Annotated in this window: 23 protein-coding genes; 9 read left to right on the plus strand and 14 right to left on the minus strand. The window is 48.8% G+C overall.

The genetic code is table 11. From position 1 onward, the window contains the following. Positions 1-148: 148 nt before the first annotated feature. From B2X65_RS10185 to B2X65_RS10200, 4 genes are all read right to left on the minus strand, one after another. Positions 149-1468, minus strand: a complete 1320-nt coding sequence (locus B2X65_RS10185; protein WP_290612414.1) for a DUF4397 domain-containing protein — start codon at positions 1466-1468, stop codon at positions 149-151. A gap of 197 nt (positions 1469-1665) precedes the next feature. Further along, positions 1666-2820 (minus strand): ribonuclease D, encoded by a 1155-nt coding sequence (rnd, locus tag B2X65_RS10190; RefSeq protein WP_290612415.1) that lies wholly within the window; start codon positions 2818-2820, stop codon positions 1666-1668. 45 nt (positions 2821-2865) lie between these two features. Then, the gene (gene fadD, locus B2X65_RS10195; protein WP_290612416.1) at positions 2866-4521 is read right to left on the minus strand and encodes a long-chain-fatty-acid--CoA ligase FadD; all 1656 of its coding nucleotides are present in this window, start codon (positions 4519-4521) and stop codon (positions 2866-2868) included. Between the two features lie 172 nt (positions 4522-4693). Continuing rightward, complete coding sequence (locus B2X65_RS10200; protein WP_290612417.1) at positions 4694-5554, minus strand: class I SAM-dependent methyltransferase; 861 nt, start codon at positions 5552-5554, stop codon at positions 4694-4696. A 221-nt stretch (positions 5555-5775) separates the two neighbouring features. Here B2X65_RS10200 and B2X65_RS10205 point away from each other — a divergent pair, with 221 nt between their 5' ends. Continuing rightward, positions 5776-7080, plus strand: coding sequence for an alkaline phosphatase (locus B2X65_RS10205; protein ID WP_290612418.1), 1305 nt, complete (start codon positions 5776-5778; stop codon positions 7078-7080). A gap of 47 nt (positions 7081-7127) precedes the next feature. On the opposite strand, the gene B2X65_RS10210 is transcribed toward B2X65_RS10205, so the two are convergent. From B2X65_RS10210 to B2X65_RS10240, 7 genes are all read right to left on the minus strand, one after another. Beyond that, entirely contained in the window at positions 7128-7646 is a 519-nt protein-coding gene (locus B2X65_RS10210) for a chalcone isomerase family protein (protein WP_290612419.1), read from the minus strand. Beyond that, positions 7627-8169: a DUF2878 domain-containing protein gene (locus B2X65_RS10215; RefSeq protein WP_290612420.1), complete on the minus strand. Its 543-nt coding sequence runs from the start codon at positions 8167-8169 to the stop codon at positions 7627-7629. The genes B2X65_RS10210 and B2X65_RS10215 overlap by 20 nt, the downstream gene beginning before the upstream one ends. Further along, positions 8166-8906, minus strand: a complete 741-nt coding sequence (locus B2X65_RS10220; RefSeq protein ID WP_290612421.1) for an SDR family NAD(P)-dependent oxidoreductase — start codon at positions 8904-8906, stop codon at positions 8166-8168. The genes B2X65_RS10215 and B2X65_RS10220 overlap by 4 nt, the downstream gene beginning before the upstream one ends. Before the next feature lie 86 nt (positions 8907-8992). Beyond that, positions 8993-9298: a hypothetical protein gene (locus B2X65_RS10225; protein ID WP_290612422.1), complete on the minus strand. Its 306-nt coding sequence runs from the start codon at positions 9296-9298 to the stop codon at positions 8993-8995. Between the two features lie 62 nt (positions 9299-9360). Beyond that, on the minus strand, positions 9361-10047 hold the full coding sequence (gene tsaB / locus B2X65_RS10230) for a tRNA (adenosine(37)-N6)-threonylcarbamoyltransferase complex dimerization subunit type 1 TsaB (RefSeq protein ID WP_290612423.1): 687 nt from the start codon (positions 10045-10047) through the stop codon (positions 9361-9363). A gap of 1 nt (position 10048) precedes the next feature. Next, positions 10049-11986, minus strand: coding sequence for an ATP-dependent DNA helicase (locus tag B2X65_RS10235; protein ID WP_290612424.1), 1938 nt, complete (start codon positions 11984-11986; stop codon positions 10049-10051). Positions 11987-12092: 106 nt separating this feature from the next. Beyond that, complete coding sequence (locus B2X65_RS10240) at positions 12093-12332, minus strand: hypothetical protein (RefSeq protein ID WP_290612425.1); 240 nt, start codon at positions 12330-12332, stop codon at positions 12093-12095. 483 nt (positions 12333-12815) lie between these two features. On the opposite strand from B2X65_RS10240, the gene hisG reads away from it, so the two are divergent. The 8 genes from hisG (at position 12816) to hisIE (ending at position 20284) form a co-directional block, all read left to right on the plus strand. Further along, a complete protein-coding gene (hisG, locus tag B2X65_RS10245; protein WP_290612426.1) occupies positions 12816-13724 on the plus strand; it encodes an ATP phosphoribosyltransferase in 909 nt (302 codons plus the stop codon). Positions 13725-13726: 2 nt separating this feature from the next. After that, entirely contained in the window at positions 13727-15112 is a 1386-nt protein-coding gene (gene hisD / locus B2X65_RS10250) for a histidinol dehydrogenase (RefSeq protein ID WP_290612427.1), read from the plus strand. Beyond that, complete coding sequence (gene hisC / locus B2X65_RS10255) at positions 15109-16209, plus strand: histidinol-phosphate transaminase (RefSeq protein WP_290612428.1); 1101 nt, start codon at positions 15109-15111, stop codon at positions 16207-16209. The genes hisD and hisC overlap by 4 nt, the downstream gene beginning before the upstream one ends. After that, positions 16206-17276, plus strand: a complete 1071-nt coding sequence (gene hisB / locus B2X65_RS10260; RefSeq protein ID WP_290612429.1) for a bifunctional histidinol-phosphatase/imidazoleglycerol-phosphate dehydratase HisB — start codon at positions 16206-16208, stop codon at positions 17274-17276. The genes hisC and hisB overlap by 4 nt, the downstream gene beginning before the upstream one ends. After that, entirely contained in the window at positions 17276-17869 is a 594-nt protein-coding gene (hisH, locus tag B2X65_RS10265) for an imidazole glycerol phosphate synthase subunit HisH (protein WP_290612430.1), read from the plus strand. The genes hisB and hisH overlap by 1 nt, the downstream gene beginning before the upstream one ends. Then, positions 17866-18603, plus strand: a complete 738-nt coding sequence (hisA, locus tag B2X65_RS10270) for a 1-(5-phosphoribosyl)-5-[(5-phosphoribosylamino)methylideneamino]imidazole-4-carboxamide isomerase (RefSeq protein WP_290612431.1) — start codon at positions 17866-17868, stop codon at positions 18601-18603. The genes hisH and hisA overlap by 4 nt, the downstream gene beginning before the upstream one ends. Then, complete coding sequence (gene hisF, locus B2X65_RS10275; protein WP_290612432.1) at positions 18585-19358, plus strand: imidazole glycerol phosphate synthase subunit HisF; 774 nt, start codon at positions 18585-18587, stop codon at positions 19356-19358. The genes hisA and hisF overlap by 19 nt, the downstream gene beginning before the upstream one ends. A 311-nt stretch (positions 19359-19669) precedes the next feature. After that, complete coding sequence (gene hisIE, locus B2X65_RS10280) at positions 19670-20284, plus strand: bifunctional phosphoribosyl-AMP cyclohydrolase/phosphoribosyl-ATP diphosphatase HisIE (RefSeq protein WP_290612433.1); 615 nt, start codon at positions 19670-19672, stop codon at positions 20282-20284. Positions 20285-20344: 60 nt separating this feature from the next. Here hisIE and B2X65_RS10285 read toward each other — a convergent pair whose 3' ends face one another. The 3 genes from B2X65_RS10285 to B2X65_RS10295 form a co-directional block, all read right to left on the minus strand. Further along, a complete protein-coding gene (locus B2X65_RS10285; RefSeq protein WP_290612434.1) occupies positions 20345-20827 on the minus strand; it encodes a DUF4760 domain-containing protein in 483 nt (160 codons plus the stop codon). Between the two features lie 215 nt (positions 20828-21042). Then, entirely contained in the window at positions 21043-21969 is a 927-nt protein-coding gene (locus tag B2X65_RS10290) for a chemotaxis protein (RefSeq protein ID WP_290612435.1), read from the minus strand. Positions 21970-22004: 35 nt separating this feature from the next. Then, a complete protein-coding gene (locus B2X65_RS10295; RefSeq protein ID WP_290612436.1) occupies positions 22005-23615 on the minus strand; it encodes a methyl-accepting chemotaxis protein in 1611 nt (536 codons plus the stop codon). Positions 23616-23651: the final 36 nt, after the last annotated feature.

A 23651-nucleotide genomic window follows, 5' to 3' on the forward strand; every position in this document is an offset into this window, starting at 1 on the left:
AGCAAAGTAGCAAATCGTTTGCGTTCTGGCAAAATATTTAACCGCTATTAACCTAAAAACCGGTTATGCGATGATAAAAAAACGCCCGCAATGGCGGGCGTTTCAAGTAACTATTCAGAACCAGTAAACTGGCAACGTTTTATGTCGCTTACTCTACTACAAAGTCATCCATTAGTATTAACCCGACATCGGCCGTTAAGCCTGCACCATCACGGGCAATAGCAGTATAAATACTGTTTGCTTCAAGCGTTAACACCACCGGACCAATTGCTGCCATTTTGCTACCAGCAGGTGTTACCGTTACCACATAATCACCGGCAGCAAGAGATACATAACCTGTCTCTGATTTAAAAGGTACATCAGCAAACGCAGGGTCTGTAGCAGAAATATCTTCCGTAGCGGTAACATAAATATCGACATTACCGGCTAACGTTGAACCATGCACAATGCGAACCTGTGCTTCGGTGGCAATGCGACGCGGCATATCCGGTAATACCAGTGGCTCAATGCTATCTTCACCAAGTGAACCTACTGCAAGCACACTGTAAAAAGCACCAGCTTCAAGCGTTAAATCTGCATCTATAACTACCACGCTGTTATCGGCATCAGCAGCAACTTTTACATTGTAGGTGTCGGGTGCGACGGTAGCGTAATCAGTAAAATCAGGGAAAGATAACGCATCAACCAGTGTTATCGCATCGTTAACAATAACATCTACTGCTGGTGCATCGGATACGTTGTGCACTACACGAACCGAAGATGTTGCGCCAACATCAAGAATATCAAGCTCGCTGCCATCCTGACCTACTGCCAGTAAAGAAATGGGTGATTCGCCTGAGAAGCGGGTATCTACCGCGGCAACAATCAAATCCGTGCCTGCGGCAGATAAATCCAGAGTACCGCTGTCAAACACCACGGTGTCGGTGCCAGGCAGCGCGACACGCACCTGATACTCGCCCGGATCTACTTCGACAAAATCGGTGAAATCTTTATACATTAAGGTGGCTAATGGCGAGCCAAGCTCGGCATCGGGAGCCGTAACGTGAATATCCACTTCAGGTGCAGTAGAAGCGGCATGCACCACCTGCAGCCGGATTTTACCTGCAGCAACATCATCAACTGTGCCGGTAACGACCAGTGGCTCCAGTGTTTCTTCAGCGACCTTGCCCACAGCAAAAACTGTGTAGCGAACAGCTTCTTCAAGCGCTAGATCTAGTGGGCCAATAACAGTTGCTGTCATATCACCAGGCAAAATAGCCTGAACCTGCGCGCTGTAAGTAGCTGGTGGCAACGCAAGCACGTCAGATGCCTGACCAAACTTTAATCCTTCAATCACAGCAGAGCCATCAGCAAGTACATTAACATCTGGCGCATCTACCGACGCATGAACAACTTGCAATGTTGCATCAACTACCGGTGGTGGCGGTGGTGGTGGCACAGGGGTTGGTAAATCTGAGTCATTGTCCAAAAAACAGCCTGCGAGAGACACTGTTAATACAGCAGGGACGGCAAATTTTAGTATTCCTTTCATGATCCTTACCCTTCAGTTATTAATTGCGTTTTATTTACGACACAACTATTTAACCGGGATCAGATATTTTAACTGCAGAAAATCACATAAATTTATCTAATTTTTCTAATGATCTAAATTAATCCTGGTAACGTTTATTCCAGATTTTTGACTAAATTTTGTACTTGCGCAGGTACAGCCAAATGCGGTAACAACAGTTGCTGACGCCAGCCGGTCAAATATTCCGGCACGGGCAACAGTGCTCTTTCCTGCGCGGTTACCCGCCAGCACCAGTTAAAGTATTCATGCAATTGCCGGCGCACCGATATAAAAGCGGCGGGTATACCGGTGTTAGCCGAAAGCTCTTTAATGGCGCTGCCAAGCTCAGCCAATACCGCTTTCTCACCCGGAAAATGTTCGACGTGATAGAACGGTTGCGGACATGCTTCCTGTGGCAGCTGTTTAGCTTGCTCTATTAACTCGATTATGGTTTTAGCATGACGGCGTAAGTCTCGCCCTGTCATTCCCGGAATATTTAATAAACTCTCCACCGAGCCTGGTTTACGTTTCGCCAGCTCCAGCATTTGAAAGTCTTTAATTACCAGACCCAGCGCCAGATCACGACTGGCAGCGTACTCCAGCCGCCACGCTACCAGCTCTCGCAGCACAGCTAAGTCGCGGCTGCGCAGTAAGGTGCCATTTTTAATTTCCAGATATTTTAGCCGTGGTGGTAACGGGTTCGCCCGCCGCTGTTGCAATTGCTGCCCTTCTGCCAATAATAAAGGTAACAATGCCGGATCCGTAAACTGGGTCAGCAGATGCTGGTAAAGTGGCAGCAGATAGGTCACGTCGTTTGCTGCATACTCCAACTGCTTTTCGGCTAAAGGCCGGGCCAGCCAATCGGTGCGTGATTCACTTTTGTCCAGTAACTCACCGGTGGCCTGCTCAACCAGCCTGGCATAGCCAATACTACTACCAAGGCCCAGCAATTCTGCTGCCAGTTGGGTATCAAAGAGCGGCTGAATATGAGTAATGCCAATGGTTGCAAGCGCTTCCAGATCTTCATTACATGAGTGAAGTGTTTTAACAATGGTTTCATCTGCAAACAGCTGGGCCAAAGGCTGCCAATCAGTAATGGTCAGCGGATCAACCAGCGCCAGCTGCTTGCCGTCAAATAGCTGAATTAAACCCAGTTTCGGATACAACGTACTCTGTCGAATAAACTCAGAATCAACGGCCAGCGCACTCTGGCCAGCAGCATTCTGACAATACTGTGCCAGAGTGTGGTTATCAGTTATCAAGTAACTCATTAATACTTCTCATAAAAAACAAAACCGGCAACAGCCGGTTTTGGATTAATCACGCAGCTCACGCCGCAGGATCTTACCAACATTGGTTTTCGGTAATTCGTCCCGGAATTCTACCAGTTTTGGCACTTTGTAGCCCGTTAAATGTTGTTTGCAGTGAGCAATCACTTCCTGCTCCGTCAGCGATTGATCTTTCTTGACGATAACAACCTTTACAATTTCACCAGACGCTTCGTTCGCTACACCAACAGCGGCCACTTCCAATACTTTTTCGTCCATGGCAACAACTTCCTCAATCTCATTCGGAAATACGTTGAAGCCAGAGACAATAATCATGTCTTTTTTGCGATCAACGATATAGAAGAAGCCTTCATCATCCATGGTGGCGATATCACCAGTGTACAACCAGCCGTTTTTAATGGTTTTAGCGGTTTCTTCCGGCCGGTTTAAGTAGCCAACCATCACTTGCGGGCCCTGCACCAGCATTTCACCCGGTTCCCCCATAGCGACATCGTTGCCTTCTTCGTCCACAATCCGGATCAAGGTTGAGGGCGCTGGCAAACCAATACTGCCATTAAAATCATCTAAATCGAACGGGCTCAGCGTTACCAGCGGACAGCACTCGGTTAGGCCGTAACCTTCCAGCAAACGGGTCTTCGTCACTTTTTTCCAACGTTCAGCGACAGGGCGCTGCACCGCCATACCACCGCCAAGCACCAGCCTTAAACCACTAAAATCTAAGTCGGCAAACCCCGGTGTGTTAAGCAAACCGTTAAACAGGGTGTTAACCCCGGTAATAGCGGTAAACGGGAATTTAGACAGCTCTTTAACAAACGCCGGCATGTCACGCGGGTTGGTGATAAGTAAATTGGTGCCGCCATACTTGAAAAAGGTGAAGAAATTCGCCGTTAAGGCAAAAATATGATAAAGCGGCAATGCCGTCACCACGTGCTCTTTACCCTTATCCAGAAAGCTGTCGAGAAAGCCGCTACATTGCTCCAGGTTTGCCACCATATTACGATGCGATAACATTGCACCTTTTGATACGCCGGTGGTACCTCCGGTGTATTGCAGGAAAGCGATATCCTGGCCGGTTATTTCCGGTTTCTGATATTTCAGATGCTGGCCTTTTTCCAATACCGCATTAAAAGTAATGGTTTTACTTAATGAATAAGCCGGAACCAGCTTTTTGACATGTTTTACCACCAGATTAACGATACTGCCTTTTACCAACCCCAGCATGTCACCCATTTTGGTAAGAATAATGTGGTCGAGCCCAACCTGTTTTTCAACTGCCGCCAACGTGTGCGCAAAGTTTTCAACAATAACAATCGCTTTTGCTTTTGAATCGGTTAGCTGATGCTGTAATTCACGCGGCGTATAAAGCGGGTTAACATTGACCACAGTACAACCAGAGCGCAGCACCCCCATTAATACCACCGGATACTGCAATAAGTTGGGCATCATAATGGCAACCGCATCACCTTTTTTCAGGCCAAGGTCTTTTTGTAAATAAGCCGCGAAGGCTTTGCTTAACTTGTCCAGTTCACGATAGCTGATGCTTTTACCCATATTAATAAAGGCGGTCTTATCGGCAAACTGACTAATGCTCTGAGTGAAGATATCGAGCAGGGAAGGGTAATGATCAGCATCAATTTCTGCGGGCACACCTGACGGGTAACGCTTTAACCAAACTTTATCCACCGTCCACTCCTTTCTTTTAAAGTTATTATTTTATAGTTATAAAAATGGCTGCCCGCAATAGCGTCTGATGCTTTATTGCCGGTTAATAAGCCTGATATTGAGTATTTACTCTAGCGCTAATCATCCCACAATTGCCCGTGTTGCACAATTAGCTTGCTACCGTTGGCGCTAATCAACTTCCATTTGCTGGTTTTATAAACTTTAAGGTCATCCGATCACTTTCACCAATTGCCTGATACAGCTCCCGATTATAATTGCCCAGCGCCAGAGTGGGTGGCAAGGTATACACGCCTTTCGGGTGGTCCTTTGTGTCCCGCAAATTCGCGTTAATTTCGCTGCGCTCAACCAGCTCAAAGCCAACTTGCTCAGCTGCTGCAATCACATAAGCTTCGTCCAGATACCCCTCAACAGCTACACTGGTGGTGTCAGATAAGGTGGCTGCACGATGCTCAACTAACCCCAGTACGCCACCGGGTGCAATCAGATCATACAAGGCTTGCAAGGTTGCAGATAAGTGCCCTCTTTCATCCCAGATATGGGCATTTCGAAATGACAGCACCATATCAAACTGATCCGCCGCTAAAGCAGGTTCAAAATAAGGAGGTTCGAACTCAACCTGATGCACCGTTCCAAAATACTGCTGCTGCGCAGCAATACGCTCAGAAAGTTCAGCGCTTAAGCGTGCCCAGAACTTTGCTCTCTCGTCTTTTAGCGTACCGTCATCACCACTGAACTGCGCTATCGTCAACTGGCCCTGATCTTTTAAATAGGGCGCCAGAATTTCGGTATACCAGCCACGACCGGGCCACACTTCCAGCACCGACATCTGCGGCTTTATCCCAAAAAAATGCAGGGTATCTGCGGGGTGCCGGTATTGGTTGCGGGCGATATGCTCTGCGCTGCGCTCACTATGCAGCGCCAGCTCGCTTAATTTTTGCCGTGGATCAGCCTCAGATGCGTGTGTTTGCCATGCCAGACTAACTGCCACTATCAGTACTACTGTCAGTACTATGTTTATTATTATTTTTTTCATAGCTTCCTTTTACCACTATTCAGCTTGCTATACATCATATACGTAGGACCACAATTCAACGCATTCGTTCTAAGATAGCCTGCCCTGGCAAAAATTGTCCAGCAAAACACCTATTTGATAAACTTAAAGTAAAATGATGTTTGCCCGTCGCAAGATACTTGGTCGCTCTGCACGGTTGACGTACACTGTGTTTCATACCGAACACCATCAAGGTTTATACCATGCGTTCAGCCTTTTTATTTGTTGCCTTAGCGAGCCTACTGCCATTAAATGCCATTGCCGCGCCCAAAAACATCATTTATATGATTGGCGATGGTATGGGGCCGTCCTATGTAGCAGCGTACCGTTATTATCAGCATGATCCGGCAAAGGCAGATGTGGTCCCAACGGTATTTGATGCGTTATTAACTGGCATGGCCAGTACTTATCCAGATGACGATACTTTGGTAACCGATTCGGCCGCAGGCGCAACGGCCCTGGCTACAGGAGTGAAAAGCTATAACGGCGCTATCTCGGTTAACCGGCAACACATTCCCATTGGTACCATGATGCAATTAGCAAAACGGCTGGGTAAGACCAATGGCATAGTCGCCAGCTCGCAAGTGAATCATGCCACCCCTGCATCATTCCTGGCGCACAGTAAAAGTCGGCGTAATATGAATGATATTGCCGATATGTATCTGGATTACCGCATTGACGGCATGCCCGTTGCTGATTTAATTATTGGCGGTGGCAGTAAATATTTTGCGCGGGAAGATAGAAACTTAATTGCAGGCTTTAGCGCCTTGGGTTACCAGTATACTGACGATTATGCCCAGCTTGACCAGATAACCCGGTTACCCGCGCTCGCTTTACTATCTGAAGACGCCCTGCCAGCAGCATTGAATTCTGATGTTGATAACATACTAGCGACCCTGACCGGCAAAGCGCTGCAATTATTATCTGGTGCGGACAACGGTTTCGTATTAATGGTGGAAGGCAGTCAGATTGACTGGTGCGGCCACGATAATGATATTGCCTGTGCCATGGCTGAAATGCACGATTTTGCAAAAGCGATTGAAGTTGCCAGGGCCTATGTCGATACCCATCCCGATACCTTACTTATTATTACTGCTGACCATGAAACCGGCGGATTATCCATGGGCGCTAACGGCATTTACCAATGGAGAACGGAGGTTATTCAAAAAGTGAAAGCAACAGGCCGGGCCATAGCGAAGCAGTTGCAACAACTGGAAAACCAGCAGCAAATCAGTAAACGCTTTACTGAGCTAACCGGGCTTACCTTAGACAAAGCGCAGTTAAATTTGTTGCTGCAAGCACTTAAAGACGATGATGAAAAAGTGGCCCGCAGCCAGATTTTACAGTTTATTAGCGATGCGTCATTAACAGGATGGACCAGCAGCGGCCATACTGCCGCCGATGTGCCGGTAATGGCCTACGGCAAACAGGCGGGCGAGTTCACCGGCTTTATGGATAATACAGCAATTGCCAAAAAACTGATTCAGTATATTCAGCAAACTCAATAAGGCTGGAGCCACTCGCCCGGCAAGTTGCTTAACAACCGCATCCCGGTCTACTCTGTGGCCAGAAGCTGGCGTCGTAATTTTGGTGCTGTCGTGTCAGGATGAAGCCAGATATCGAAAAACGCCGGCGCAAATTCAGCATCCTCTACCACCCCGATATCAGTGTCATTAAAATAAAATCGAACCAGACCTTGCTCAGTCAACAGTGCTGCCAGCCGGTCTCCCTCTGTAACATCACGCCATAATTCATCCAGAGTCGCAGCCCACGCTTGCTGCTGTTGCTCTGTGCTATGGCCAAGCTCCTGCCATTGGTCTACTGTCGCATCAATAAACTCTTTTTTACTGATATCCCGCTTATACGTCAGTTCCAGCATCAACGGCCTGCTTTGCTGGTAATCGCTGAAGGTACCGCTGGTACTGGCCAGCCTGGCATCATAAAGTTGCCAGAACAAATACCGGTAACTGCCCTCACCTACTGTTTTCAGCTTTGGTGTTGCTGCCGCCTCTGGTGCTGCCATAACCATCGTGCTGAAACCGATTATCAATAAACTAATTAGTAGCTTGCGCATAAAACCTCCTGCTATACCCTAATACCACCCCGAGCGAGCCCCACACCAACACCAGCACCACAAACGACCAGTGCGCCATCGGAAACTGCAACAGACCGCCGCTAAGTGCGGCGCCGCCAAGGTAAGAAAGCGGCCCCCCGGTAGCGCCCAGTAAAAACCCCAACCACCATGGGCGCAAAAACCCCGCCATGGTTTCAACCGCTGCCAGTGCAAACAGAAACCAAATTAAGATAAACCAGACGGGCAATAATGCGGCGCCACTAAATGAAATAACATTGAAGCTCACCAGCAAGGTGTCAATAACGACACCGGTTAGCCCGATAAGCAACACGGCAATTCTGGCGCGCGCCGGCAGGCAATAAATACCATATAGGCCGTAAGCGATGGCCGGAACAATAGCCCAGCTATGAAAATACACCAATGCCAGCCACGCCAGCTCAAAACCAACAATTGAACGCCAGTGAATGCCTTTGGGCGGACTTAAATAGCCGGTAGATATTTGTGAAGTGCTGACATTACTCATTGCTGTTTCATCTTACTGGCAACATTGTTGCGCAGAGTATAAGGCAATAAATCTAACGTTTTTAACATAAAACTTAACCGTCGAGGGAAGCGCAGCCGTGCCTTTTTATTGTTGATCCCAGTAAATATACGCTTCGCTGCATCTTCCGGAGCCATCAGAAACGGCATTTCAAAATCATTTTTACGGGTAAGCGGCGTGTCGATAAAGCCCGGTTCTATTAAACAGACGTTTATATCGGTATCGGCCAGGTCAACCCGCAAACTTTCAGCGAAATACGCTACCGCCGCTTTGCTGGCGCCATAAGCTTCAGCGCGGGTAAAAGGGAAAAAATGGGACATGGAACTGACTATAGCAAGGGTGGGATGGCTTCCTTTATTCAGCAGCGGCAGAAGATACCGGGTGCAAGCCACCACGCCCTGAACATTGACTGCAAAGGTGCGCTCAAATGCGGCCAGATCCAGATCTGTCGCGTCAACATATTCACAGGTACCGGCATTGAGAATTACCGCATCAAATTTCTGGCCGGAGGGTAATCCTGCCGTCCAGTTTGCAAGTGCAACACTATCGGTCACATCTAAACTAACCGGTTTTATGTTGCTATTGCTTCTGGCCAGTTCAGCGAGTTTATCGGCAGAGCGCGCTACTGCAAAAACCTGCCAGCCATTAGCGGCATAGTGCAGTGCAGTTGTTTTCCCCATGCCAGAACTGGCACCGGTTATCAGACAGGTTTTAGCCATAATACATCCTTATAATGTCGCTGCATCGCAGCTGTTACACAGATAAATATAAGGGGTTTACGGCAATTTCGCCCGACTGGATTGGCTCAGGCGTAAAGATCAACACCCAGCAATGACTGAACTTCGGCGCGGCGCTGCTCATTTTGCTGGCTTTGATAAGCGGCAACAGCTTGCTGGCCGCGACTGGAGTTCGCATTTTGAAAATTGTTTTGCTTGCTACGTTGTTCGCTATCGAGCAGGTTAATCGCTTGCTGACTGGCCCTGACACCTTCACCTTGTTGGGTAATTGTGCGCTTTTCTTCCAGCAATGGCGCACGGCGCTGCTCGGTACCAGCAAACACACTGGCAACATTAGCGGGAGCATTCAGGCTTTGATTTACAGTCAGGCTCATAACATCTTCATAGTAAGCAAACTGGCTTAATTATAACCAGTTTGCAGGTTTAACCAAGTATTTTATCGGCCTGGCAGCTTTTTCCAGCTCACCTCATCACGCACATACACCGGTTCGGCATTTTCGGCACTGACAAACTGTCCCTGAGCATAAGCGCTCTGGGCTAATGTAAGCATATCCTGCGCTGATGGATACATAATATCAGTAACGATCCGGGCGCGCTGAACCTGCTGCAACGCGTTGGCATAGGTTTGCCAACCGGTACCTACCGCAATCACCTCGCCTGTCAGGCCAAGTGGCGCCAGTTGTTGCGGCTTTACCGCCTGTTCTGCGCTTCGTTGTTGTAACACACCGTCAGCATCCAGGCTAAAGCTGGCCAGGTACACCTCTGCCATGCGGGCATCAATAGCTGCAACAATTTGCTTCGCCTGATATAACCGCACCGCAGCCTGAGCCATTGCCGCCAGAGTCGAGACACCATAAACCGGTAAGTCGGCGCCAAAAGCCAGACCCTGTGCCACCGATACACCGATGCGCACCCCGGTAAAACTGCCGGGACCACGGCCAAAAACAATGCCATCAAGCGCATTTAAACTCAATCCTGCATCTGCCAGTAAGCGGTCAATCATTGGCAAAACCCGTTTACTATGTTGCTGCGGACACACTTCGTCTAACGCAATAATCCTGTCCTGGTGTAGCAGCGCCACTGAACATGCTTCAGTTGAGGTATCTAATGCCAGTAACTTCACCTTATTGTTCCTGTCTGGTTTGTTGTAAAAATGCAACAGCGTCATCCAGTGAGCGACTGCGGCGCATGGGCGGTAAGCTTTTTAAAAATACACTGCCATAGGGCCGGGTTACCAGCCGGTTATCACAAATAACCAATACACCGCGGTCGGTGACATCACGTATCAGCCGGCCGACACCCTGCTTTAAGGTAATGACTGCCTGGGGCAACTGCACCGTGCTAAACGGGTCTAAGCCTCGACGCTGGCAATCTTCGCTGCGCGCTTGTAACAATGGGTCATCCGGCGAGGCAAATGGCAGTTTATCAATAATGACGCAACTGAGCGTATCCCCCCGGACGTCAACACCTTCCCAGAAGCTGCCGGTGCCCAGCAGTACGGCATTATCCAGCGTCACAAACTGTTCCAGCAATAAGCGCTTTCCAGTGCTGCCCTGCACCAGTACCGGCTGATGAATGTGCTCAGGAAGTGCCGATGCCATCCATTGCAACATCCGATGGCTGGTAAATAAGAAAAAACAGCGGCCGTTGTTAGCTTTAATCAGCTTCACCGCCAATTCCAGTAAAGCCGGGCCCATTTGTTGCTGATGCGGCTCAGGTAAATAGCGCGGCAGGCAAAGCATGGCCTGGCTGGCGTAATCGAATGGGCTTTCCAGCAGCAAGGTTTGCGCATCGTCCAGCCCCATCTGGGCGGTATAATGGCTGAAACCTTCATTGACGGACAACGTGGCAGAGGTAAAAATCCAGCTGCGCTGCCCCGCGGCCACAATTGCTTTAAAGCGCTCTGCGATACTTAGCGGAGTTAAATGCAAACTGACATGCAACCGCGTGGTTTCGTACCACAAGCTAACGCCGGTTTGCTGTAAGTCCTGCATTTTCAGTAAGCGGTTTTTCAGCTGCGCCAAACGCTCAAATACGCTGTCTACGGTATCGCTGCGCCCCAAACTCCCTTTCAATACCTGATACAGCATATCGATCGCGTCATTTACCCGGGTTAGTGCGGTTTGCATCGGTGGCTGCTGCGCCAGGTCTCGCCAGTTACCACGACCAGGTTCGGCGCTGAACAGCAAGCGCCAGTCCCGGACTAAACTCGCCAGTTTTTCCGCCACTTTTACCAGTTGTGGATGATCACGTAACTCTGATTTACACGCCAACTCCAGATCGCGACATAAATCCAGCAGCAGGCGACTGGAAACCTGTTCACCAAAATAGTCACTGGCAATATCCGGCAGCTGATGCGCTTCATCAAAAATAATGACATCCATTTCTGGCAGCAACTCACCGAAGCCTGTGTCTTTTAATGCCAGATCAGCAAAGAATAAATGGTGGTTAACCACTACCAAATCAGCAGCCTGCGCATTTTTACGGGCTTTTAGTAAATGACAATCTTCATAAACCGGGCAGTCTTTGCCCAGACAGTTATCGGTAGTGCTGGTAACGTAAGGCAGCGCTTTGGAGTCTTCGGCAATATAACTTAGCTCGCCAATATCACCCGACTGGGTTTCGGCAGACCATTTTTTGATCAAGCTTAAATCCTGGATCAATTGATCATCCTGCACCGGCACGTGATTGTAATGCTGCTCTAAGCGAAACAGGCAAAGATAATTCGCCCGGCCCTTTAACAACGCAGTATGGATAGGGCTGGCCAGCGCTTGCTGTACTTTGGGCAAGTCACGTAAAAACAGTTGCTCTTGCAGGTTTTTAGTACCGGTAGAGAGAATAACCTTTTTGCCGGCAAGTAATGCCGGTACCAGATAAGCATAGGTTTTGCCGGTGCCGGTACCTGCTTCCACCACCAGCGCGGTATTTGCGCTAATGGCCCCGGCAACCGCTTCGGCCATCTGCAATTGGGCCGCACGCGGATTAAAACCACTGATATTGCTGGCAAGTTTGCCTTTTACCGCAAACGCTGCCAGTACCTGTCTGGCCAGTGCAGTCGTCATAGTAACGCGGTTACATCTTTTCGCGGGTAGATACTGGAATTCAAAATAGTCACAGTGGCGCCTGCACGTTAAAAGAGCGCTATTATGCCTTTTTCAACAGAAAAAATCAGACAAAAATATCCAGATGACCATCTTTATCAACATGCTGTTCTTCTTCCGGTGTGGTATAGGGAGGTTCAGGATAGTGCTGATCGAGATTGCCGCGGCGTGGCGGCGGGCGGCGCAGGATCAAAAACTTCTGTTCGTGTTGTTTTAACGGACTCAACCTGGCTTCTTTAAATACCGGAACCACCTGTCTGGGATCAGGATCGACCGGCGTCCCCGGCACACGTGGTATAAATGGCATAAAAGCATCCATAGCTATCCTCTGATGAAAAGCCCCAGTTACTCTGGTGTTATTTAAGATATCGGCCTGACTGCGGATATCTTAAATCATTAACGCATTGACTATACAAGTTGACCGCATTTTAACCACAAAATTCACACCATGCCGAAGGAATGAAAAAATAAATCAATTTACCTTTGCGCCATAATATTTATTATTGATTAATTTCATGAGCTTAGCGAATATTGCTATCGTGTGTGTTTTCCTAAGTGCCCTTGCGCTTTTTCCGCCATACGGGTAACTTGTATAACATCTTAATTCGCAAGAATGACAAAAATGCTAATAGTTACCGCGCTGCACCATCATCACAGGTACTAGCCGTCCGAAATTTCGGAGGGCAGAGGTCTGGCGCTCCGGTGGTAACGTAACAAAAACCCCGAGCCCAGGCCCGGGGTTTTTGTTTATTATTGTATTCATTTTTTAGTTATCGTCACGGAGACCACTATGAGTCCGGCAACAGAAAGTAAACGTTTACGTATCGCTATGCAGAAATCTGGTCGTTTATCGGTTGACTCGCAGGCCTTATTTACCAGCTGCGGCTTAAAAATAAATCTGCGCGAGCAGCGCCTGATTGCCCATGTTGAGAATATGGACATTGATATTCTGCGGGTTCGTGATGACGACATCCCTGGCCTGGTGATGGACGGAGTATGTGATTTAGGCATTGTTGGCGAAAACGTGCTGGAAGAAGAATCGCTGCAACGACAGCTGGATAATGACAGCTTCGATTACACCGTATTAAAGCGACTGGATTTTGGTGGCTGCCGTCTGTCAATCGCTATACCTCAGGAAGATGAGTATCAGGGCCCTGCGTCACTCAATGGTAAAACCATTGCCACGACCTACCCAAGATTACTGGGTCGCTATTTAAAGCAGCAAGGTGTTCAGGCGCGGGTCGTTAATTTAAAAGGCTCAGTGGAAGTGGCCCCACGTGCCGGTTTAGCTGACGCAATCTGTGATTTAGTGTCCACCGGTGCCACGCTTGAAGCTAACGGTTTAAAAGAAGTGGATGTCATTTACCGCAGCAAGGCCGTTTTGATCCAGCGCAAAGCATTAACCGACAGCAAACAGCTGAAACTGATAGACAAGTTAATGCCGCGCATTAATGGCGTAATGCAAGCCAATGAAAGCAAATACATTATGCTGCACGCGCCCCGCGCTAAGCTTGATGAAGTGATTGCCTTGTTGCCGGGTGCAGAGAATCCGACCATGCTGCCACTGGCAGGCAACGACAGTATGGTAGCGATTCACGTGGTAAGTAGTGAAACCCTGTTTTGGGAAACCATGGAGCAGTTAAAAGCGCTTGGCGCCAGCTCTATTTTAGTGCTACCGATTGAAAAAATGATGGAGTAATCATGCCGACCACTATGGCGACTACTATGGCGACGACCCCGGCAAAGCTGATTAAATGGTCTGAGTTATCGGTCAAAGCGCAGCAAAAAGCCCTGGCCCGCCCAGATTTGGCCGGCTCGGCGGGTTTAGCTGAGCAGGTGAATGCCATTATTAACACAGTAAAACAACAAGGTGATAATGCGCTTAGGGCCTACAGTAAGCAATTTGATGGTTTAAACCATAATGCACTGCGTTTAAGTGACAGTAAAAAACAATCTGTGCTGGCGACCTTATTGCCCGCGCGCAAAGCGGCCATCGAACTGGCTTACGATAATATTCGTAAGTTTCACGCCGCACAGTTACCACGGGATATCAGTGTCGAAACCAGCAGCGGTGTGCAGTGCCAGTTAAAAAGCCGCGCCATCGGTGCGGTTGGCCTGTATATTCCGGGTGGCAGTGCCCCCCTGCCCTCTACCGTATTAATGCTGGGGGTGCCGGCGCAACTGGCGGGATGTCCGCGACCGGTACTGGTAACGCCCCCGGGCAAACCGGCCGCTGATGATATTGCACCGGAAATATTATATGCGGCGGAGCTATGTGGTATCACTGAAATTTATACCATTGGTGGTGCACAGGCTATCGCCGCCCTGGCTTATGGTACTGAAACCATCGCCAAGGTAGATAAAATATTTGGTCCGGGCAATCGCTATGTTACCGAGGCAAAGCAGCAAGTAAGCCAGGATGTCAGAGGCGCCATGATTGATATGCCAGCCGGCCCCTCAGAGGTGTTGGTACTGGCTGACAATACTGCTAACCCTGCTTTCGTGGCGGCCGATTTACTCTCTCAGGCCGAACATGGCCCTGACTCACAGGTGATCTTAGTCAGCGATAGCCTGGCGCTTATTGAAGCAGTTCAGACTGAAGTTGCGTCGCAACTGGCGCAGTTACCGCGTAAAGACATTGCCGCAGCCGCGCTAAGTCACAGCCGTTATATTTTAACCGCAGATTTGGACCAGGCTGTAGCCGTTACTAATGCCTATGCGCCAGAGCACTTAATTGTGCAAACGGCCAATGACGATGCGCTAATCGATCAATTTGACAGTGCCGCCAGTATCTTTGTCGGCCAGTGGACACCGGAGTCGGCTGGCGATTATGCCAGCGGTACCAACCACGTGCTGCCAACCTATGGTTACAGTAAAACCGTATCGAGCTTGTCATTAACTGACTTTTACCGTCGTTACACTGTTCAGAAGCTATCGGCCACTGGTATGCGCAACATTGGCCCGGCTATTGTCACTTTGGCCGAAGCAGAAAGTTTGCAAGCCCATGCCAATGCGGTAAGGCTGCGCCTGGCATTACTTGATGAAACAGCAGCACAAAACATTACAATGGATGGAGAGACGGTATGACAGAGCAAACTGGTGCTGCAGTAAATACCCTGGCCAGGCAACTGGTCAAAGATTTGGTGCCCTATGCCTCTGCGCGCAGCAGTATGAGTGGTGGCGCGGTATGGCTGAACGCCAATGAAAACGCACTGGCACCGGCGTATCAGCTTGACGGCACCTTTAACCGGTATCCGTCGTGTCAGCCTAAAGCCGTTATCAATGCTTACGCCGCTTATGCGGGTGTAGCTCCCGAACAGGTGCTGGTGAGCCGCGGTGCCGATGAAGGTATTGAGCTTTTGATCCGCAGCTTTTGCGAACCCAATAGTGACAGCATTACCATTTGTCCGCCAACTTATGGCATGTATGCCATAAGTGCCCAAAGTAACCAGACTGCGATAAACAAGGTATTACTACTAAACAGTGAAAAACTGGATCTGGATGGCATTTTCGCCACCAGTCCCAAACTGGTGTTTATTTGCAGCCCGAATAACCCGACCGGCGATTTAATCCCGCGCGATCAAATTGTTGCCGTGCTGGAGCACTTTAAAGGTAAGGCCCTGGTCGTAGTAGATGAGGCTTACATTGAATTTGCCCCAGAAGCCTCGGTGGTACCGCTATTAAGCCGCTATTCGCATTTAGTGATACTGCGCACCCTGTCTAAAGCGTTTGGGCTGGCCGGGCTGCGCTGTGGCTTCACTCTGGCCAGCCCTGAGGTGATTAATGCGCTGAAAAAAATGATAGCCCCCTACCCGATTGCTGAGCCAGTGGCGCAAATTGCGGCTCAGGCTCTGTCGGTACCAGGCATTGCCCAGATGCAACAAAGTGTGACGACAATAAATGCGCTGCGAAGCGACTTTATTAAGCTGGCCGGCTCCCTGCCCGGGGTACAAAGAGTCTGGCCCAGTAACGCCAACTATGTATTGTTACAAGTGGCAGATGCTGCAGACTGTGTCAGCGCGCTGATCAATGCCGATATTCTGATCCGCAATCAATCCAGCCAACTGGGATTAACTCAGGTGGTAAGGGTGTCTATCGGCAGCGCCGATGAAATGCAGCGCCTGGCAACGGCGCTGCAGCAGTATTTTTTAACCTATCAGCAAACAAAGAGAGAACATGCATGAGTGGCCAACCTATATTATTTATTGACCGCGATGGCACCATGGTGGAAGAGCCACCAGTAGACAAGCAACTTGATAGCCTGGAGAAGCTCGCGTATGAGCCTGATCTGGTGCCAGCACTGCTAAAACTGCAAGCCGCGGGTTACCGACTGGTTATGGTGACCAATCAGGACGGTCTGGGCACTGCCAGTTTTCCGCGGGACACCTTTGATGCGCCGCACAACAAAATGATGCAGTTGCTCACTTCTCAAGGCATTGTTTTTGATGATGTGCTGATTTGTCCGCACTTTGAACAAGACAACTGCAGCTGCCGTAAGCCGAAGCTCGGATTGGTTAAGGATTACCTGCAGCAGGGCAAAATCGACTTTACCAATTCTTACGTGATTGGCGACCGCCTGACCGATGTGCAACTGGCAGACAATATGGGCTTGCCGTCATTTCAGTACAACAGGCAAACCCTGGGTTGGTCAGAGATCACCAAGCGCTTGTTAAGCCGCGGGCGACAGGCCAGTGTGCGCCGCACTACCCGCGAGACCGATATTGAAATCAGCGTCGATTTAGATAGCAGCGGCAACAACAGTTTTAATACCGGCGTTGGCTTTTTTGATCACATGCTGGAGCAGATTGCCACCCATGGTGGTTTTTCGCTGCAGGTAAGGGTAGAAGGCGACTTACACATTGATGACCACCACAGTGTTGAAGATACCGCACTGGCGCTGGGACAAGCGTTAAAACAAGCACTGGGCAATAAGCGTGGCATTAACCGCTTCGGTTTTGTGCTGCCAATGGACGAATGCCGGGCTGAATGTATCCTCGATTTATCCGGCCGGCCATTGTTTAAATTCGATGCTGAGTTAGGCGAAGGTAGTGTTGGCGGTCTGAACCTGGAAATGGTGCCGCATTTTTTCCGCTCCATCAGCGATGCCATGTTAATCAGCCTGCACTTATCGGTTTCTGACGGCAATAAGCACCATATGGTCGAAGGTCTGTTTAAAGCCTTTGGCCGGGCGTTACGCCAGGCTATTACCGTCTCTGGCGAAGCGCTGCCAAGCTCTAAGGGAGTGCTGTAATGCAACTGGTTATTGTTGATACCGGCTGCGCCAATATCAGCTCAGTGTATTTTGCGTTTAAACGCTTAGGCGTTGATGCCACTATCAGCCATGAGGCAGCCGTCATTAAAGCGGCCGACAAAGTGGTGTTACCCGGCGTTGGCACGGCCCACAATGCGATGGCCCAGCTGCAGCATGGCGAACTGATTGCTACCTTGCAGGGCTTGCAGCAGCCGCTACTGGGTATTTGCCTGGGAATGCAAATGCTGACAAGCCACAGCATGGAAGGGGATGTGCCCTGTCTTAATCTGATCCCCGGTGCCGTTTTACCGATGCAAAGTGCTGGCTTACGCCTGCCACATATGGGTTGGAATACTTTACACAGTATCAGCAACCACCCGATACTAAAGGGCTTTAGCAGCAGCGATTATATGTACTTTGTGCACAGCTTTGCCGCTGCCCCCAGTGCCTATTCACTGGCACAGTGCCACTACGGCAGTGATTTTGCTGCAGTAATTGGCAAAGATAACGTGGCAGGCGCCCAGTTTCACCCGGAACGTTCCGGTAAAACCGGCGCGCGCTTATTACAAAACTTTCTGGAGTGGCAGTTGTGATTATCCCGGCAATAGATTTAATTGACGGTACCGTAGTACGGCTATATCAGGGTCGCTATGACAGTACCACAGAATACCAGTTCAGCCCGCTGACGTTACGTAATAACTATGCACAAGATGGCAGTGACTGGTTGCATATCGTTGATTTATCCGGAGCTAAAGATGCCAGCAAGCGACAGTTGGCGCTGCTAACCGAGCTCATGACGGCCTCGCCTTTGCATATTCAGGTAGGTGGAGGCGTACGTAGCGAGCAGGATGTTATTGATTTACTTGATGCTGGCGCAGGCCGGGTGGTAATTGGCAGCCTGGCTATTCGTCAGCCAGAGCTGGTACAAAGCTGGATCCGTAAGTACGGTGGCGAGCATATTGTGCTGGCGCTGGATGTCGCCATTAACGATAAAGGCGAGAAAACCCTGCCTTCCCATGGCTGGATTGAGCAATCGTCGATCACCTTAGAACACGTGCTGGATCAGTATATAGCGGCAGGTGCCAAACATGTGCTGTGTACCGATATCAGCCGCGATGGCACGCTAAGCGGCTCGAATGTCGCGCTTTACCGCGAACTGACTGCACATTACCCACAAATACAGTGGCAGGCGTCCGGCGGTATAGGTTCTTTGAATGATATCAAAGCATTAATTGGCAGTGGTGTGGCCGGCGTCATTCTGGGCCGCTCACTCCTCGAAGGTAAGTTCAGCCTGAAGGAGGCCATTGCATGCTGGCAAAACGGTTAATACCCTGTTTAGATGTTCGTGATGGCAAAGTAGTAAAAGGTGTGCAATTTCGTAACCACGAAATTATTGGTGACATTGTGCCTTTAGCCCAGCGTTATGCCGAAGCCGGTGCCGATGAGCTGGTTTTTTATGACATCACTGCTTCCAGCGATGGCAGAGTAGTGGATAAAAGCTGGGTCAGGCGCATTGCCGAGGTTATCGATATTCCATTTTGTGTGGCAGGCGGCATTAAAAGTGTGCTTGATGCCGGCAAGATCCTGGAAATGGGCGCGGATAAAATTTCAGTAAATAGCCCCGCCCTGGCCCGGCCGGAATTGATTAGCGAGCTTAATCATATTTTTGGCCAGCAATGTATTGTGGTGGGGATAGACAGCTTTTTTGATGTCGCCTCGGGCCAGTATCAGGTGTACCAGTTTACCGGTGATGAAAGCCGCACCCAGAAAACCCGCTGGCTTACCCGCGACTGGGTAGAGGAAGTGCAGCAACGCGGTGCCGGCGAAATCGTGCTTAACTGCATGAATCAGGATGGCGTGCGTCAGGGTTATGATATTGCCCAGCTGAAAAGCATTCGTGATATCTGTAAAGTGCCATTAATCGCCAGTGGCGGTGCAGGTACCATGCAGCATTTTAGTGACGTGTTTGAAAAAGCCGATGTAGATGGCGCTTTGGCCGCCAGTGTGTTTCACAAAGCAATTATTGAGATAGCGGCGCTTAAAGCGAAACTGATAGCTGATGGTATCAGTATTCGGCCGTAAAAGCGGAAACGGAGCTTTGAACACGCAATCGCTGCGTACATTTTTGCTGTGACACGCCGTAAACCCATCCATGGGGGCTCGTTTCCGCCCGTCCAGGGCTTCAACGGTCATAGCAAAAAGTATATCCGCGCTTGCTTTGTTTGTGCCAACTGTCACGCATATGTCGCAAGCGACGAGGATTAGCTGCTAAACAGAGCGTCTGTGGCAAGGATGCCACAGAGGAGCCTACAGGGAGGTATTTACGGCGTCTCTGTGTGCAGCTAAACCTCAGAGCCGACTTCAAGCGAAGACGATAATTTCTAAGGTTACTTATGAACAAAGAACAAATTAAAGCCCTAAGCTGGCCCGATAACCAGTTATTACCGGCAATAGTGCAGCACGCCATTTCCGGTAAAGTGCTGATGCAGGGGTATATGAGCCCGGCAGCACTTGAACACACATTCCAGAGTGGCCAGGTCACGTTTTACAGTCGCAGCAAGCAGCGGCTGTGGACCAAAGGCGAAAGCTCCGGCAATACGTTGCAACTGGTTAGCATTGCCAGTGACTGCGATAGCGATAGCATTTTGGTGCTGGCTCTGCCCCAGGGGCCTACCTGCCATGTCGGCACTGAAACCTGCTGGCATGATAACAGCGCCAATAGCCCGCAGCTGGCATTCTTACACGACTTAGAACAAGTTATAAAATCACGTGAAGGCAGCGATCCGGCCAGCAGCTATACCGCCAGTTTGTTTGCCAAAGGCGTAAAGCGCATTGCACAAAAAGTCGGAGAAGAAGGTGTTGAATCAGCATTAGCGGCAATGGCCGGTGACACAGAAGAATTGGCCAATGAAGCCGCTGATCTTATCTTCCACCTGCTGGTATTGCTGCGCAGCCAAAAGTTAGAGCTAAATGATGTGATAAAGGTACTGCAGCAGCGGCATAGATAACGCAAAAGAGGCTGTGAGAACTATCGACTTACAGCCTCTTACTTCAATTTCGTCAGTATATTAACGTTTTTCTTTGGCTCGTCTCACCTGCCAGTTAATGGCTAAACGTTCAAACTTCTCATAAGCTTTCGGCAATCTTAATACTCTGATTTCGTTAATATAAGGCGTCAAATAAACGTAAATACTTATGATATGGCTGCCATAAATTTCATACAGCGCTTCATCATTGTAAACCTTTCGCTCTATACCATTACTGGCCCTTTCCCAACGATTTAAGATGTGTCTAAGTGCTTGAGCTTCAGCTGTATTAAAGTGACTTTTGCTTGCCCATCGCTGCACAGGTACAGACAGTCTGTTGTCAACAATCCGGGTTACTATTGCCCAAGCCGCTGTGTAATCTGATCTATCCTCTAAAGCAGATTCAAAATCCAATGTATTTTTGTCTCTTGCAGTTTGTCGTTGCTTCGCAATACCGATGATTGCCACTACAACACCAAGTATTACGGCGAAGAAATTGGGATGATTAAGAAAGAAGCTATACATTTACTCTGTCCATGTAATTAAAAACCCTGCATCATGCAGGGCTTTGTTGGTCATTGGTTTATCAACCGAGGGTACCGTGATCTTCTTCTCTTAAATCGAATTTCATCTGACGTCTCCTGAAGGTTAGGACAACATACTATTGCGTTAGTATATGCGCTTGACTTAAAAATTCAACAGCAATCGATATACAGACAGCGCTGAAAAACTGCAATCACTTAGTCAATCGCCATCCAATGCTGTACCGCTGAGGCCAGTTCATCCGGGTGAAACTTAGCAATAAACTGATCAGCCCCGACTTTTTTCACCATGGCTTCGTTAAATACCCCGCTTAAAGATGAATGCAACACAATATGCACATTTTTCAGGTGCTCATGCGCTTTCACTTCCGCAGTCAGGGTATAGCCATCCATCTCCGGCATTTCAATATCCGAAATAAGTAGGGGTACCTGCTCTGATATATCGCCGCCCAACTCTTCAGATTTCGCCAGCAACCAATTAAGCGCCAGACGACCATCATTAACCAGCTCAACATTAATACCAATGGAACTTAACGCCCGCTTCACCTGATTGCGCGCCACCGCAGAGTCATCGGCTACCAGCACGGTTAGCTTAGACAAATCACGCTCTGATTTACGCTGTTTAATATTTTCGCTTACTTCCTCATCAGGCGGAGAGATCTCAGCAAATACCTTTTCAACATCCAGGATCTGAATCAGTTTATCGTCCAGCTGAGTGACTGCCGTCAGGTAATGATTGCGCCCTGCGCCTTTCGGCGGTGGCATAATTTGCTCCCAGTTAATATTAACAATGCGATCAATACCACCAACCAGAAACCCCTGCGTAGCCCGGTTATATTCGGTTACCAGAATATAAGCTTTACTTAAATCGTCTATGGCTTTACCGCCGGTTGCCTTACTTAAATCGATAACCGTTACAGGTATCCCGCGCAAATGCGCAATACCTCTGACATGCGGGTTTGCGCCGGGCATATCGGTCAACTGTGGACACTGGATAACTTCCCTAACCTTAAATACGTTAATACCGTAAGGTTGCTGGCCAGTTAACCTGAAAATCAATAATTCCAGACGGTTTTGACCTACGATATTGGTTCTCTGGTCTACCGAACTCATTAATGAACTCATTGTACTTCCTCACTGCAACCTGGGTTGCGTTAAAATCAGGTCTCAAATTTCGAGCTAACGGTAACTAATGACTCGGAAAGTACCCGCAAATCATCGGATATACCATGCACACTTAATTGCAGGCTCTTGGTTTGAGCAAAGGATCCTATCATTTTAGCGGTATTACTGGCGATTTGCTCGGCTACCATCGTTTGCTCTTCGGTTGCAGCAGCGATTTGTGCATTTAACATACTGATTTGCTGAACTTCCTGATTAATTTGCTCAATTGACGAACCGGCATCGGCCGCCAGACTGGCAGAGTGTTCAGCGTTACTTACTGCCTGGCTCATAATACTGACCGCGCCACTGACATTATCGTTAAGCTGCCGCAGCACTTCCTGTACCATGGTAACGGATTTGGCAGTCTTTGAGGATAAATTGCGCACCTCATCTGCCACAACCGAAAAACCTCTGCCATGCTCACCGGCTCTGGCCGCTTCGATGGCAGCATTCAATGCCAGTAAATTGGTTTGATCTGCAATATCGTTAATGCTTTTTAAAATCTCAGTGACGTTTTTGGTTTTTTCAGCCAGCTCAGTAATAACATCCTGCGCATGCTTTATTTCATCTGACAACCCCTGAGAATATTTTACAGCATGGCTGGTTTTATCCAGACCCAGCTTAGCCAGTTCGTTTGCTTTACCCGCCCCGCTGGCCGCATCATTGGCCGACTGACTGATATCCTGCACCGATAACTGCATTTCCGCCATGCTATGGCTAACGGTTTCAGAATTATCAGACTGCTCCAGCGTCATTTTCTCCATGGTATTCATACCTGAAGCCAGATCTTTGGCACTGCGGTTTAACGGTTCTATTGTTTTGGCCAAATCATTAAAAGACGTCTGCAACATTTGAATAAACAAATTAAATTGCTTAGCCACTACACCAAGTTCATCGTTGCCGGTTACCGGCAAACGACTGGCAAGATTGCCCTTACCACTGGCCAGCTCGGACAGCGATACCCCCAGCGTTTTAGCCGAGTTGCTGATCCTGCTGGCAATAAAGTGCCCCAGGCCAGCAGTGAGTATGATCAACACGCTACCCAATGCCAGAATAACGGTTAACGCTAACTCCATATTTCCAGACATATCTTCTATCGCCTGGGAGAAGCGTTCATCGGCCTGTTGTTCGAACTGAGCAAAACGCGTGTTTAAGCTTTCGAATTGCTCAGTTTTGGTGGCAACACTTGCCTGGATTTTCGCAAAATCAACGTTACCGTCGATAAATTGCTGGGCAATCCCCCCCGCCAGACTGGCGTAGTTTTCGGCATCTTGCTGTAAATTATTCAGAAACTGCTGCTGCTCTGGGTTAAGCACTTTTAACCGGTTCAGGTTCTGCTGCAACTTGGTGCTATGTTGCTGCGCCGTTGCCAGTAGATCAGGATCTGACAGGGTTACTGCCTGGGTAAAAAACTCATCCAACGAATTAAAACCAGAGTGAACCTGCGACGCCAGTTTCGATGTTTCATACATGTAATCACGCATACTCTGAGTGGTTGCATTATTTTTAGCGGTAAAAAACACACTTACCGCCACCACCGTTGAAAATGCAATTACCGCCAGGCCAATAACCAGCCAGATTTTCATTACTATTGACATGTTTTTCATAAAATACTCTGTTTGCCAGCGCCAAAACTCATCGAA

It is taken from the genome of Arsukibacterium sp. UBA3155 (genome assembly GCA_002364615.1).
GTDB lineage: Bacteria > Pseudomonadota > Gammaproteobacteria > Enterobacterales > Alteromonadaceae > Alishewanella.

Coding starts and splice junctions, on each gene's coding strand:
- B2X65_RS10205 (WP_290612418.1), top strand. CDS start 5,776: ATGCGTTCAGCCTTTTTATTTGTTGCCTTAGCGAGCCTACTGCCATTA.
- hisH (WP_290612430.1), top strand. CDS start 17,276: ATGCAACTGGTTATTGTTGATACCGGCTGCGCCAATATCAGCTCAGTG.
- B2X65_RS10285 (WP_290612434.1), bottom strand. CDS start 20,827: ATGTATAGCTTCTTTCTTAATCATCCCAATTTCTTCGCCGTAATACTT.
- B2X65_RS10235 (WP_290612424.1), bottom strand. CDS start 11,986: ATGACGACTGCACTGGCCAGACAGGTACTGGCAGCGTTTGCGGTAAAA.
- B2X65_RS10290 (WP_290612435.1), bottom strand. CDS start 21,969: ATGAGTTCATTAATGAGTTCGGTAGACCAGAGAACCAATATCGTAGGT.
- B2X65_RS10225 (WP_290612422.1), bottom strand. CDS start 9,298: ATGAGCCTGACTGTAAATCAAAGCCTGAATGCTCCCGCTAATGTTGCC.
- B2X65_RS10215 (WP_290612420.1), bottom strand. CDS start 8,169: ATGAGTAATGTCAGCACTTCACAAATATCTACCGGCTATTTAAGTCCG.
- hisD (WP_290612427.1), top strand. CDS start 13,727: ATGCCGACCACTATGGCGACTACTATGGCGACGACCCCGGCAAAGCTG.
- hisC (WP_290612428.1), top strand. CDS start 15,109: ATGACAGAGCAAACTGGTGCTGCAGTAAATACCCTGGCCAGGCAACTG.
- B2X65_RS10200 (WP_290612417.1), bottom strand. CDS start 5,554: ATGAAAAAAATAATAATAAACATAGTACTGACAGTAGTACTGATAGTG.
- hisB (WP_290612429.1), top strand. CDS start 16,206: ATGAGTGGCCAACCTATATTATTTATTGACCGCGATGGCACCATGGTG.
- hisG (WP_290612426.1), top strand. CDS start 12,816: ATGAGTCCGGCAACAGAAAGTAAACGTTTACGTATCGCTATGCAGAAA.
- hisIE (WP_290612433.1), top strand. CDS start 19,670: ATGAACAAAGAACAAATTAAAGCCCTAAGCTGGCCCGATAACCAGTTA.
- hisF (WP_290612432.1), top strand. CDS start 18,585: ATGCTGGCAAAACGGTTAATACCCTGTTTAGATGTTCGTGATGGCAAA.
- B2X65_RS10210 (WP_290612419.1), bottom strand. CDS start 7,646: ATGCGCAAGCTACTAATTAGTTTATTGATAATCGGTTTCAGCACGATG.
- rnd (WP_290612415.1), bottom strand. CDS start 2,820: ATGAGTTACTTGATAACTGATAACCACACTCTGGCACAGTATTGTCAG.
- B2X65_RS10240 (WP_290612425.1), bottom strand. CDS start 12,332: ATGCCATTTATACCACGTGTGCCGGGGACGCCGGTCGATCCTGATCCC.
- B2X65_RS10295 (WP_290612436.1), bottom strand. CDS start 23,615: ATGAAAAACATGTCAATAGTAATGAAAATCTGGCTGGTTATTGGCCTG.
- B2X65_RS10220 (WP_290612421.1), bottom strand. CDS start 8,906: ATGGCTAAAACCTGTCTGATAACCGGTGCCAGTTCTGGCATGGGGAAA.